We start from the raw sequence: 11,672 nt of genomic DNA on the forward strand, positions 1-11,672 counted from the left end.
CGCGCACCGTCGAAGGTATTCGTTGTTATGTATCGGATCGCGAAAGCCACGTGTCGATCTCGACAAGCGACTTTTGCAACATTCCAGCCAGCGCTTCGATCAACGGGCGATGTTCAGCGGGATTGTTGGACGCCTGCATCGCCAATTGCGCCGACGACAACTTGCCGGCGAAACTCTCGTAGGACGTTGTTGCAGCCGTCAACGACTCTTGCACCTTCTGGGAAGTGTCAATAGACGTCTTAATGCGGTCTCGCTCTTGCTGCAGCGTTTCTAGGGCCTGCTTCGCTGAATCGAGCGCCTTTTCCGTCTCGGCAAGTTCGGCGTTCTTGGTGCTCACAGCATCGGAAATCGCTGCATAGCCGGCAGGAGGCTTAATGACTTCTTTGATCTCGACAACCGGCTTCTGGGTCTCAAATGCGCGCTTCAATTGCGCGATTTCCCTGTCCTTATCCGCAATGTCCTTTTCCATGCTGCTCAAGCCAGCTGTCCGTCGCGTCAGAAGGTCGTCGAGCCTCGCCAAGTCTTCTTGCTTTGCAGTCAAGGCACGCGCGTTAGCTGCCAGTTCCTCTTTGAGATGAGCGACTTCCTTTCCAGCGAGGAACAACTCGGTCTTGCTGTCCTCTAGCAACGAGGCGACGTTTTCGAGCTGATTCTCAGCGTCGACGAGCGTTTTCTCGCGGTTTTGGAGTTCGTCCAATAGCTTTTTCATCTCGGCGCGCGTCATGTCTGGATTGCTTTCCTTCTTCTCCATGAGCTCGTTGATCGTCGCGTCGGTGATGTGCTTTGCCTTCAACATGTCCAACTCGCCCACGTTGAAAATGCGGATCGCCTCGGTGTTGTCGCCAAAGCGCTCGTAGCAACGCATGTAACTGCGAGCAGCGGAATGCTTGATGCTCATGGCTCTATCGAAGAAGTCGTAGGCCAAGTTGGCGGCTCGATTGCGTATGGCTCGACTGTCTCCGGCTTTCGCGGTCATGTTGTTGCGCACGAGGTTGTGGCAATGGAACAATTGATTGCCGAGGGCGATCATTTCAGCCGCAATCCGTTCGCGCGATTCCGCAACTGCCATCATGGCGTCGGTCAGGCGGGCGATCAGTTCCTCTTCTGCGCCGAAGAGTTCGCGCGCAGCTTTCTCGATGTTCGCGCGGGCAACTCGGCTGTGATCGTCACGAGGGACCATGAATTCATTGAAGTCCTCGTCATCGATCTTGATAGGGAGATTGCTTTGCTTCGTTGGGGTGTTCTTGGACGTCTCGCCGTTTGGCATTTCTTCTCTCCAGATTTTGCTACAGCACCCCCGGTGCTGCTTGTCGCGCCGCAGGCGTCTCTCGACTGCCTTGCAGTAATTCCGTATGCACTTCGGTAACAAAGAGTAACGGCAGGTAAGGTTCGGACGGCGCGGAAAGGGGCACTTTTTAATCCCTCTTTAAGTCCGCCAAGGCCGAAAGCGGCACATTTTTGGTGCATGCCGCAAACGTTTAACGGACAAACCCAGTAAGACTTTACATACATCAGTGGTAGAAGATACCTAAAATAGGGCTTGCTTTTCGCGGCAAGTTCCAACCAGAAAAGTTACATTTTGCTTACGTTTGCCTTGTGTTTTTAGATTGCAGCTTTCGATCCGCCCGCAAATATAGGAAACAGCAGCTTTCGCATGCACAACGCTCACAGGCTTGTCGCCAGCAAAGACGTCTCGCTTGGTGCGAAGCCACTGGGCCAGGTCATCGAGCGTGATGAGGTCGAGGGGAACTGGGCGTCAAGGACCGCGTCCGCGGAAGCGAATAGGCCGGCTCCGACCACGGGCCACATTGGTGGCAACTGGGCACGGAGGAGGCGGACCTTGCTGCGGTTTTGATGGATCGGCGAACGTCGGGCTTCGGCATGCCGTCCGCGCTGGTGCGCGTCAGGTAGCCGTCGGCGGTCGAAGGGGCAATTTGGCCGGACCGGTTCTTCGTCTCCAAAATGAAGCCGCCAAAAAGGCGTCACGGCGAGGTGGTCGATCTCCGCGGTCGGGAACTCGGTTCCCGGCGCGTGTTCGATAACGAGCGGGCCTTCGTGCAAGTAGAAGTCGTTCCCGCACAGCCAGTAGAGGGTTTTGCGAAGCTTTGCCTGGGCGGTTGCCTCCCGGCAGCGCCGATCGCGTCGGAGCCGCCCTTCGAGGGGCGACACTTGAAACCCTTTGCGAAATGCCGATACGCATGGTAGCCGCCGACCGCGACCAAGATCTCGAAAAGCATTGCGGTGTCCAGTTGGTTTGTCTGTACCCAGCTTGACACCCTCCAGCCGTTGGCAAGGCGCCTTATGCGCAACAAATCGGCCGTCTCTTGAAAGACGCCATGTTTTTGCGAGCTTTCGCCTCTCTCTTGTAGCGACACCGGGCGTAAATTGCTCTGCATCCCCGCGTCTTGACGCATCGACCGAAGCCACGCGAGTACTCGCGGTCGCGCTTGATCCCTGTCTCCCGCATAGCGCTGCTTTCGCCACGCCTTAGTGAGCCGTTACGAAAGCGTCTCTCCGCGCGCCGTTTTTCTCTGCTCACCCGAGCATCGAAAGCCATCCAGCGCTGTATTGGCTGGACATCCCATAGCACGTCTTTTTTCTGGAGAGAAAAAATGCAGAAGCAGTCGGTTCTGAAGGCGATGAAATCGCCCGGTTGGTTGGTCGCTGTTAGCTTTGCGTTGTGGCTTGCTGCGCATTCGTTCTTCGCTTTTTTGTTCATCTCGTTCGTTGTCTTCTCGTGGATCAAGCGATCCATCAAGTCGGCATTGAAGGAGGAGAACGTCGAGGATGCGAAAGCTCCTGCGCATGCCGCTGTCGTTCAGGCTACCGCCGACGACAACGCCACGCATATCAAGCGTCAGTACGCCAAGTCCGCAGTGGTCGTTCCACTTAAGACAGGCACCGACGGCTAGTCGCTACGCCTGAATGTCAAGACTGCCCGCCCGGGCGGTCTTGACCCTCACCCCAACGGGAACCTTCCCGTTGCGGGGCATGGGTTCCCGTTCATCCGGAGATTTCCATGCAAGCAGAAGTAGCCGCATGGCAACTGGACATGTTCGACGCTCCCGCAGCGCCGATCACGCGTGTCCAGGCCAAGCCTGACCCTTTGCCCGATCCGCACCTGTGGAGCGCGGCCGTCAAAGACAAGATGGTCGACGCACTGATTAGTCTCGCGACTGACAGCAGACGCGGCGACAACATGCCCGAGTCGCTGATGGACTGCGCTGCGTTGTTTAGCGAGCGACTCAAAAACAGAAAGAAAATGGAACTCGAAGACTACCGGGCCACCCTTGGTTGGGTCATGGAGTTCTGGAAGGGCGCCTTGCCATATCGGTTCGTGTGCCAGATCAACGGCGTCGATCCCGAGATCCTGCAAGACGTCATCCTGAGCAACCCACTGCTCAAACGCGACATGGAAGAGGTGCGTCGCGAGTCCTTCGGCACGCTGCTCTAGGAGGTCAACTATGAGCACATCCACATTCAACCGACTGCTGGGAACGCTCTTCGGAGTACAGCCCGAGACGCAGAGTCGGAATCGCTACCGCGCCAATCAATCATCTCCCGTCGAAGTCGGGAAAGGCGGAGCCAACGAGCGCCACATCGCGATCGCTGGTCAACCGATGCTCTTTCGAGACGAGGGCGATGTCGTCGTGCAGTTTCGCCCAGCCTTTGACTATGCGCTACAGCCAACCGCTGTCGGAATGAAGCTGATACCGGCGCTCGCTCCGCATTGGGAAGTGCTGCGTGAGCATAAGGGTCCACTGACAGAGGCGATAGCGGCTGCGGTCAAGGACGCTCGCCCGACAGAGACGCTTGCCGAGCGTCCGCCTGCGACAACCCGTCCGGCCGCTCCGAGCGACGCGCGACCGCCCCAACAAATCGTTGAGGCCATCGCGCCGACGCCAGCGCCAGCCGCCGAGTCATCGCATCGGCCGAGTGAGCGCGCGCGGTATGGCGTGTTGAAAGAGTGGGGCGAGAAGGAGTTTCCCGACGGCAAACGACCGGGGAGGACCTACGAATCGTTCTGCATCACGCTCGAGCACCGTACAGGTGTGGACGTGCTGCAGGGCGAGGGTCTTCGCGACGCGATCGCCGAGGCCCACTGCAAAGTTGGCGATCGCATACAGGTCAGGCGCCTCGGCAAAATCAAAGTACCTGCTGTCGATAGACGTGGTCGACCCAAGCTGGATGCCAGCGGCGCGCAAGTGCTGTGGGACAAGTGGCTTTGGTCTATTTCGAATAAATCTTAAGGAGCTTTTTTATGGCATCGGTAAACAAGGTCATCGTCGTAGGCAACCTCGGGGCTGATCCTGAGACGCGCTACCTGCCGAGCGGCGATGCGGTCGCAAATATCAGACTCGCAACGACCGATCGTTACAAAGACAAGGCATCGGGCGAGATGAAAGAGCAGACCGAATGGCATCGAGTGTCGTTCTTCGGTCGGCTGGCTGAGATCGTCAACGAGTATCTGAAAAAGGGCTCGTCGGTGTACATCGAAGGCAGAATCCGCACGCGCAAGTGGACTGACCAAGCCGGGCAAGAGCGGTATTCGACTGAGATTGTGGCTGAGCAGATGCAGATGCTCGGCGGCCGGGCCTCTGGCGATCGCTCTTCGAACGACGACTTCGAGACTCAGCTGCCCGCGCGTCAAGAACGGTCGCAGCAGCCGCGATGGAGCAACCCCGCGCCGACGAATCGCGAACCGCAATCGCCGTCGTATGGAGGAGGCGGTGGATTCTCAGACGACGACATACCCTTCAGGCCCTATCTGATGGGTCGGGAGTGGGTTGCCATCTGATCCCGTAAGAGCTCACCTCGCTTCCTGTTTTTTCTCACCTTCGTTGCTTCGTCGATCCGGAAACGGTAAGGCGAAGCCGCGAAGCGTCTCTTTCACGCGACAGGTCTCCATTCGTCGCTACACCCACCATTCCCTTCCCCTGCTGAAAAAAGCCGCCCGTTGTGCTCGCCATGCGCGAGGCGGACGGCTTTTTTGAGCACGGTTTCACCGCCTATTCAGGCATCGACCTCAACCACGCCACAACTGGAGTGCCAATGAATGTAAAGGACGTCAAGCTGTCCCCGGAACAGTGGGTTGCGTTGCTCCAGAAGTATGGAGTACCCGCAGGCTCATTGACCGGGAAGGGCGCACCCTGTCCCATGTGCGGCGGAAACGACCGCTTCACCTACGACAACAACCGCGGCCGCGGCGACTGGGTCTGCCGCAAGTGCAACGACGGCGACCGCAAAGCCGGCGACGGCTTCGACCTGATCTGCAAGTCCGCCGGAATGACCTTCCGCGAACTCATGATCGAACTCGAAGGCGGTAGTCTGTGTGAGGCACGGCAAAGCCGAGCGCAGCCGCCGGCCCCGGCGCCTGGCCGAAAGGTCGATCCCGAGTGGGCGCGCAAGCGCCTCGACTCAATGTGGAATCGAGCGACGCTGGTCGGTTCCGATGGCCTCGTTCCGCGGTACTTGCGCGAGCGGGTGCCGGGTCTGACAGTGGCGCCGTCCGCAACGCTGCGCTTGGCGATGCTCGATTACCGGCACGAGAAGAAAGTTATCGGTCAGTGGCCCGGCATCCTCGCTCGTTTCACGCTGCCGGACGGCCGCCTTGGAACGCTGCACCGCACGTTCCTGGAACGATCGAAACCAGCGAAAGCGTCGATCGTCACTAACGATGGCGAGATCCTTCCGGCCAAACTGAACGACGTGACGCTTCATAAGCTCAACGGCGGCGCAGTCCGGCTGATGGATCCAGTCGATGGCGAGATCGGCGTGGCGGAAGGTCTTGAGACGGCGTACGCCGCGCACATGCTCTTTGGTGTGCCGGTCTGGTATTGCCTGAATCGAATCCTTCTTGCCGATTTTGTTGTGCCGGACGGCCTTGGCATCCGCGTCGTCCATATCTTCGCAGACTTTGATGCGGTCGATTCACGCACCGGCAAATCGCCCGGCGTAGATGCGGCCCTGCGACTCGCGAAGCGGCTGCGAGCGGAAGGGTACACGGCTCTCGTTCACCGACCTAAAAAGCGGGAAACCGATTTTGCCGACGAGTGGTGCGCATCTCATGCAGCGCATCGCCCTGTAGTTGGAATGGTGGTTTGCCGCGAGCGACGCGAAGCACTGCGCGTCTGATATTCCACGGCCTTCTGGCCGCTAAAAATAACTTTTGCCCGGTGGGGATTCGTCCCTACTGGGGCCGCAATCCGCCCGAGCTTTTCCAATGGAGACGAGGAAATGAGCTTCAGCATGATTGTTGGCCGGTATGAGATCGTGGCAACTTCCGGCGTGGAGAACGGCTCGGTCAGAGTAGGGAAGTCGAAGGCGGAAGCCTATGACGTCATCGACCGGAAGCGAGGCGGTCATGCCCGACTGGAACAACAAGGCGTCACGCTGGACACTGCTTGGTTTTACTGTATTCGTCGACAGGCGAGCGCACAAGGCGTATCTCTGCTGCACTGAGCACCCCGTTTAAACGAAACCCCGACCATTGGTCGGGGTTTTTTTTGGTGCGCCGAGCATGCACAACAGCTTGGGGGTGCGAGTCCCCTGTCCAACCTGATGGTGGTGAAGGACTAGCGAAACGCAAGGGCGTCGTCGTGAGGCGGGGTCTGAAGGAAGCGTGTAGCAAAGCCACGACCTGACGAACAGAAACCAGATGGGAGGCCTACCCGGACGGACGAGCGAGCCAATGATCGCGAAGTCCATAGCCATCAAGGTCCGGGGTGGTAGATCTGGCGAGTGTGTGGCGAAGGCGGTTGGGCTTACCTCGGGAGGCCTGCGCGGTGTCCTGGACTCAGGACTGAACGGCTCGCAAGGGTTGTTGACCACCGCGCAGGAGTCAGCAGCGGGCATAGTAGGGCAGCGATGCCTGAAGGCCCAAACGGAGAGGAGCGGCGAGTAAGCCGGAGAACTCGACATGGGAGCGCAGCAGAAAACGCATCGCGTCCTCGATAGCGGAGGCAGGGGTGAAGCCCCGAGGGCTGCTGATCGAGGGGCTGAACCTATGGCGGCGAACCCCGAGTCTGAAAGCCCGTCGGCTAGTGACCGACTGATGGAGGAAGTCTGCGAACGGGAGAACCTGAAGCAGGCGTTGAAACGTGTGAGAGCAAACAAAGGCGCACCGGGCGTGGACGGCATGACGGTTCAGGCACTACCGGCGTACCTGCGTGAGCACTGGCCGACGATACGGTCCATGCTGCTGGAAGGCACGTACAAGCCACAACCTGTCAGACGAGTCGAGATACCCAAGCCGGATGGAGGTGGCGTGCGCAAGCTTGGCATTCCGTGCGCGCTTGATCGATTCGTTCAGCAGGCGGTATTGCAGGTGCTGCAACAGCGGTGGGACCCGACGTTCTCGGATTCCAGTTATGGTTTCCGTCCGGGACGCTCGGCGCATCAGGCCGTGGCAAAGGCGCAAAGCTACATCCAGTCGGGGCATCGATGGATTGTAGATTTGGACCTCGAGAAATTCTTCGATCGCGTAAGCCACGATATCCTGATGAGCAGGGTGGCAAAGCGTGTCAGCGACAGGCGAGTGCTGAAGCTGATCCGCTCCTTTCTGACGGCGGGCGTGCTGGAAGACGGGCTGGTTGGCGCAACGGACGAAGGGACGCCCCAGGGCGGTCCGCTGTCACCGTTGTTATCCAATCTGATGCTCGACGACCTCGACCGGGAACTTGAGCGACGCGGACTGCGATTTGCGAGGTACGCCGACGACTGTAACGTCTATGTACGCAGCGAACGCGCGGGCCAACGGGTGATGGCGGGGCTGAAAGCCTTCCTCACCAGCAAGCTCAAGTTGACGGTCAACGAGACGAAGAGCGCAGTGGCCGAGCCTCACACGCGGAAGTTTCTGGGATTCACCTTCGGGACCCGGGATCACGTCAAACGGCGCATCGCGCCCAAGGCACTGAGCCGGTTCAAGGAGCGAATCCGGGAAATGACCCAGCGCTCGCACGGGGTCAGCGTTGACCAACTGATCGGCATGCTGAACCGTTACCTGACTGGATGGCGCGGCTACTTTGGATTCTGCGAAACGCCGAGCGTCCTTCAGCGTCTGGACGAATGGGTGCGCCGCCGGGTTCGCTGCTTCTTCTGGAAGCAGTGGCGACGCGGGAACACCCGCTTCCGGGAACTGACGGCGCGAGGGGTGGACCGGTCCCTTGCTGCCCAGACAGCCGGGTCACCCCACAATGCATGGCGGCTGAGTAATAGCCCTGCACTGCAACGGGCGTTGACCAATCGCTTTCTGCGATCCCTCGGTCTTCCATCACTGCGTCCCTAGCCGATCAACCGATCCGAACCGCCGTGTACGGACCCGTACGCACGGTGGTGTGGGAGGGGTCGGGCCGCGAGGCCTGCCCCTATCCCGATTCTCGTCACAATGGGACTATTTGAAGCGCACGACGTAGTTCAAACGCCACTTCAACACGAAGAACAGTATTTTTAGGAAAGGAATCAGAATACCCACCGCCCATAACATGGTGAGCCCGGCCGCGAACAACAACGTTTCGCTGAATCCGTTCTTCGGCAAATGCACAATCAAGAACATCGAGAAGAACGCCGCGGCCGCGATGATGACGCGCCGGGTCACAAACGGTAGTGCCATAAATTTCGCGTACATCATGCTCCTCGTTGCTTACGATTTTTGATCGCGCGGCTGAAAAGGCACGCAGCCTCGCACAAGGCCAGCCCTGCGGCGACCAAGATCCACATGCGCACGCCTCGTGTCCAGTCGAATTGCGGCAAGTTATCCAAAAAGCTCATGTTTTCTCCGCCGCCGTTACAGGCCTAGTCGATACGTCTCTATTTTGCCAGCATTCGATCCAAGTCAAGTCGCCGTGAAAAGCACACACGACCTCGGATAACGGACGGAACTTGACGGCAATGCAAGTCAAGTGTGCCTCCTGATCACCATCGCCGGGTCATCCTAGGTTTAAATTCTCAGCGAGAAAAGCGTAGTCGAAGTCAGGCTCGGCTTCGTTGTGCGCTTCCCTTCGTGGAGGAGCGACTGCCGCCTCGCCGATGTGAGGCTGGATGGCCGAGTCCCTGTTTGGCGAGACCGTGGCGGCGTCCGCAATGCCGGGATCCAATGAGGCGCGAGGACCCGAGACGCTGCTTCTCAAAGCTTCTTCGGCCAGCCGCTTCAGGAGTGCCGCGCGTTGCCTAGGGTTGGAGACCGCAACTAAAGCATCGAACAGCGTTGGTGTGGCGATTTCGCTGATTGTTACCTTGATCTCCAGGGCGCCTGTCATGCGGGCACTCCTTCCTTGCGCTTCTTATCGCGCAGCAGCGTGGCCTCGCCAGCGGCAAGGAACCCCCTTACATTTGTGAAGCATGGATCTGCCATATGGTCGATCCTCAATTGGGGAAAGCGCGCCTGGATCTCGTGCCTATATAGAGCCGCACCTCCACCAGTGAGTACGATCGACCGAATATCCACTGTGTTCTTTACGCCCGCTTGGATAGCTTTGACCGCGGCGTCGATGACCGTCTGCGCCTCAGGCAGAAACTCCTGCAGGTTATAGTCGTTCCCGTTGAGCAGCAGCGTCGCTCCGGTGCGCAGCGCCTTATCGATCCGCTCAATTCCCTGCGTGTCGATATGCAGTTTCTCCTTGATAACAGCGGCGATGGCTTCGTAGTAGTGAGACGCGCCGCTGTGATGACCGCCGCTACGCTCTTCGTCGATCGTCAGCCCGGTTGCCACTACCCAGTCCGTGGTGAAGTAGCCGACATCGATGATGAGGTGTGGGTCCTCTTTGTCGAACTCGTGATACCGCGAGAAGTTGACCAACGCACCGAGAGGCTGCGGCAGCACAATGACGCTCCCAACATCGAATTCGACTTCGCCGTACGCGTTGTTGCCGGCGAACGCACCACGCAGATGCGCCACGCGGGTGTGAAAGTTCCTCATCGGCAGGCCGAGAACCAGGCGGTCGACCGACGCGATGTTCGCGAAATGAAAAGCACCAGCCAGCAGCGCAGCATAGCTCGACGTCGTGCAATAGTCGTCGTTGAGCGTGGCACCCGCATCGCCGTTGCGCGAGCTCAAAAGTACGCCCGGACCAACCTGATAGCGCTTACCCTCGACCTCCACCGCGACTGTCTTGGGCGTGGTGATTAACCCGGCGCTCTCTTTTGCGATCGTATGCGCCTTGTACGGCGGTGTCAGCGACGGAAACATAAACGTTGACACGTCTGAGCCGTTGCGAAAAGCGACCTTGGTGTTGCCATATCCAACGTCGACAGCGAGGACGGGTGCATGCGTCTTAAGTGCGTTCATTCTCTCTCCAGAGGTGAATCAGTTCGTTTGCTTATCTGCTCGTTATCTGACAGAAAAGTGGCAGATTGGCGGTGGCGACGGCTCGGTTTCTCTAAACGTCCGGATGAGTGTCAGTTATCTCCACCTTAACGGTGAGATGAAGACCGAATGCACGAAGCGCGACTTAATCTGTCAGTTATCGGGACGAAATCGGTGAGAAAACTCTCCGATACGCCTGTTGCACTGTACCGAGCGGCGCGCAATGTCAAGGATGCAAAAGCTCGCATGATTTAGGCAGCTTTTGGGTACGCACAGCCATGTCTGCGCGCTATCCTGCTAATTACCCACTGCGCGAACAGCGCATCGACCTCCTGAACGGACCATCGAGGGCGTCGCTTTGCCTAGCGAAAAGCCCTCTGTCACAGGCCGCAAATTGATGCGGCCTTTTTCTGAAGCTAGTCAAGCACAAGGCGACCCAAGGTGAGGAAGCCGGACACGCGATATCTATTGGGTTTGCGGGCGGTTTTGCCCGAATCAGCAAGTTGAGACGGATTGGATGCGGACACACGGACACTTTCGCCGTGTTGCGAACACCTCTATCTCAATGCGCATCGACACATCCTTTCAGCATACGAAGCTGGGTACGTTGCACGACGCCCGACACACCGCGGCCGATTGAACGCACTTGGGGATGGGGGTGTAGGGAGCCTTGGAGGCATCGCTACACCCTGTACGGAAGACGAACGGTAGGCGCGACCGGAGAGAGAACAGCGCAAACGAATTACCGAGCAAATGGCCAAGGTCGTGCCGTCGCAAGACAGGGCACACGGGCGCAGAGATGCGTCAGGGCCGGCGCGGTAGCCGTAGAGGCGGCATAGCCGATTCGCGCACCGAAAGGCACGCGAGTCGATTGCTGGCAGCAGCGGGCAAAGCACACAACGACGAGATAACCGCGAAGCGGGTCCGCGTTGCGATGTGCGCCGGCAGAAAGTCAGTGGCGGTCAACACGCGAAGCGTGTGGCCGGCAGCACGCAGCAGATACGGACGGTCGATGCACGTTTCTTCCACGTGCGGGGCTATCGAATGGAATCGCTAAAGAAAGGGAAGGCAGGGCCCGGCGGGGATGCGCGGCGCGCAGCGCGACGACTACCAGGAGATAGGCTCCCTGGTGTCCCGCCTAGCGCCAAACGACCCGGGCGGTACCGAGTCGTCCGGACTATCAAACTGGAACGCGAGGTGTTAACGGAGGAGGTTGGCAACGGGCTCGTCCTCAGACGGCGCATGACTGGGCAAGTGATCGTCGGCTTGTACCATGTCGCGTTAGTGAAAGATTGCCTCTTTTGAATTCAGAGTGGGTGTTTGTGCGGGTCAAGGGCGGGCGGGAGCCCGGCGCAGCGAACCCTTGAGG

General features: G+C 58.8%; 11 protein-coding genes. 7 read left to right on the forward strand and 4 right to left on the reverse strand.

Features of this window, described 5'->3' with window-relative positions:
* Positions 1–25: 25 nt before the first annotated feature.
* Positions 26–1,267: a coiled-coil domain-containing protein gene (locus AWB82_RS16560; protein ID WP_086969017.1), complete on the reverse strand. Its 1,242-nt coding sequence runs from the start codon at positions 1,265–1,267 to the stop codon at positions 26–28.
* A gap of 1,345 nt (positions 1,268–2,612) precedes the next feature.
* Here AWB82_RS16560 and AWB82_RS16570 point away from each other — a divergent pair.
* The 7 genes from AWB82_RS16570 (at position 2,613) to ltrA (ending at position 8,287) form a co-directional block, all read left to right on the forward strand.
* The gene (locus AWB82_RS16570) at positions 2,613–2,912 is read left to right on the forward strand and encodes a hypothetical protein (RefSeq protein WP_086969021.1); all 300 of its coding nucleotides are present in this window, start codon (positions 2,613–2,615) and stop codon (positions 2,910–2,912) included.
* Positions 2,913–3,019: 107 nt separating this feature from the next.
* Entirely contained in the window at positions 3,020–3,454 is a 435-nt protein-coding gene (locus tag AWB82_RS16575) for a hypothetical protein (RefSeq protein ID WP_200818127.1), read from the forward strand.
* A gap of 10 nt (positions 3,455–3,464) precedes the next feature.
* Positions 3,465–4,250 (forward strand): hypothetical protein, encoded by a 786-nt coding sequence (locus AWB82_RS16580; protein WP_086969023.1) that lies wholly within the window; start codon positions 3,465–3,467, stop codon positions 4,248–4,250.
* Positions 4,251–4,261: 11 nt separating this feature from the next.
* Complete coding sequence (locus tag AWB82_RS16585; protein ID WP_086969025.1) at positions 4,262–4,798, forward strand: single-stranded DNA-binding protein; 537 nt, start codon at positions 4,262–4,264, stop codon at positions 4,796–4,798.
* A 254-nt stretch (positions 4,799–5,052) separates the two neighbouring features.
* Positions 5,053–6,135: a primase-helicase zinc-binding domain-containing protein gene (locus AWB82_RS16590; RefSeq protein WP_086969054.1), complete on the forward strand. Its 1,083-nt coding sequence runs from the start codon at positions 5,053–5,055 to the stop codon at positions 6,133–6,135.
* 102 nt (positions 6,136–6,237) lie between these two features.
* Positions 6,238–6,462 (forward strand): hypothetical protein, encoded by a 225-nt coding sequence (locus AWB82_RS16595; RefSeq protein ID WP_086969027.1) that lies wholly within the window; start codon positions 6,238–6,240, stop codon positions 6,460–6,462.
* 457 nt (positions 6,463–6,919) lie between these two features.
* Positions 6,920–8,287 carry a group II intron reverse transcriptase/maturase gene (gene ltrA, locus AWB82_RS16605; protein WP_061160352.1) on the forward strand — a complete coding sequence of 456 codons (1,368 nt, stop codon included), beginning with the start codon at positions 6,920–6,922 and terminating at the stop codon, positions 8,285–8,287.
* A 105-nt stretch (positions 8,288–8,392) separates the two neighbouring features.
* Here the strand turns inward: ltrA and AWB82_RS16610 are convergent, their stop codons facing one another.
* The 3 genes from AWB82_RS16610 to AWB82_RS16620 all read right to left on the reverse strand — a co-directional run bounded on the left by AWB82_RS16610 (position 8,393) and on the right by AWB82_RS16620 (position 10,285).
* Positions 8,393–8,629, reverse strand: a complete 237-nt coding sequence (locus tag AWB82_RS16610) for a hypothetical protein (RefSeq protein ID WP_143756751.1) — start codon at positions 8,627–8,629, stop codon at positions 8,393–8,395.
* Positions 8,630–8,927: 298 nt separating this feature from the next.
* The gene (locus AWB82_RS16615) at positions 8,928–9,257 is read right to left on the reverse strand and encodes a hypothetical protein (protein ID WP_086969033.1); all 330 of its coding nucleotides are present in this window, start codon (positions 9,255–9,257) and stop codon (positions 8,928–8,930) included.
* Positions 9,254–10,285 carry a PRTRC system protein D gene (locus tag AWB82_RS16620; protein WP_086969034.1) on the reverse strand — a complete coding sequence of 344 codons (1,032 nt, stop codon included), beginning with the start codon at positions 10,283–10,285 and terminating at the stop codon, positions 9,254–9,256. Before AWB82_RS16620 ends, AWB82_RS16615 begins: the two co-directional genes overlap by 4 nt.
* Positions 10,286–11,672: the final 1,387 nt, after the last annotated feature.

Source organism: Caballeronia glebae, assembly GCF_001545035.1.
Lineage (GTDB): Bacteria > Pseudomonadota > Gammaproteobacteria > Burkholderiales > Burkholderiaceae > Caballeronia > Caballeronia glebae.

Excerpts from the sequence above, each read along its gene's own strand:
- AWB82_RS16560 (WP_086969017.1), bottom strand. The coding sequence starts at position 1,267 with ATGCCAAACGGCGAGACGTCCAAGAACACCCCAACGAAGCAAAGCAAT.
- AWB82_RS16570 (WP_086969021.1), top strand. The coding sequence starts at position 2,613 with ATGCAGAAGCAGTCGGTTCTGAAGGCGATGAAATCGCCCGGTTGGTTG.
- AWB82_RS16575 (WP_200818127.1), top strand. The coding sequence starts at position 3,020 with ATGCAAGCAGAAGTAGCCGCATGGCAACTGGACATGTTCGACGCTCCC.
- AWB82_RS16580 (WP_086969023.1), top strand. The coding sequence starts at position 3,465 with ATGAGCACATCCACATTCAACCGACTGCTGGGAACGCTCTTCGGAGTA.
- AWB82_RS16585 (WP_086969025.1), top strand. The coding sequence starts at position 4,262 with ATGGCATCGGTAAACAAGGTCATCGTCGTAGGCAACCTCGGGGCTGAT.
- AWB82_RS16590 (WP_086969054.1), top strand. The coding sequence starts at position 5,053 with ATGAATGTAAAGGACGTCAAGCTGTCCCCGGAACAGTGGGTTGCGTTG.
- AWB82_RS16595 (WP_086969027.1), top strand. The coding sequence starts at position 6,238 with ATGAGCTTCAGCATGATTGTTGGCCGGTATGAGATCGTGGCAACTTCC.
- ltrA (WP_061160352.1), top strand. The coding sequence starts at position 6,920 with ATGGGAGCGCAGCAGAAAACGCATCGCGTCCTCGATAGCGGAGGCAGG.
- AWB82_RS16610 (WP_143756751.1), bottom strand. The coding sequence starts at position 8,629 with ATGATGTACGCGAAATTTATGGCACTACCGTTTGTGACCCGGCGCGTC.
- AWB82_RS16615 (WP_086969033.1), bottom strand. The coding sequence starts at position 9,257 with ATGACAGGCGCCCTGGAGATCAAGGTAACAATCAGCGAAATCGCCACA.
- AWB82_RS16620 (WP_086969034.1), bottom strand. The coding sequence starts at position 10,285 with ATGAACGCACTTAAGACGCATGCACCCGTCCTCGCTGTCGACGTTGGA.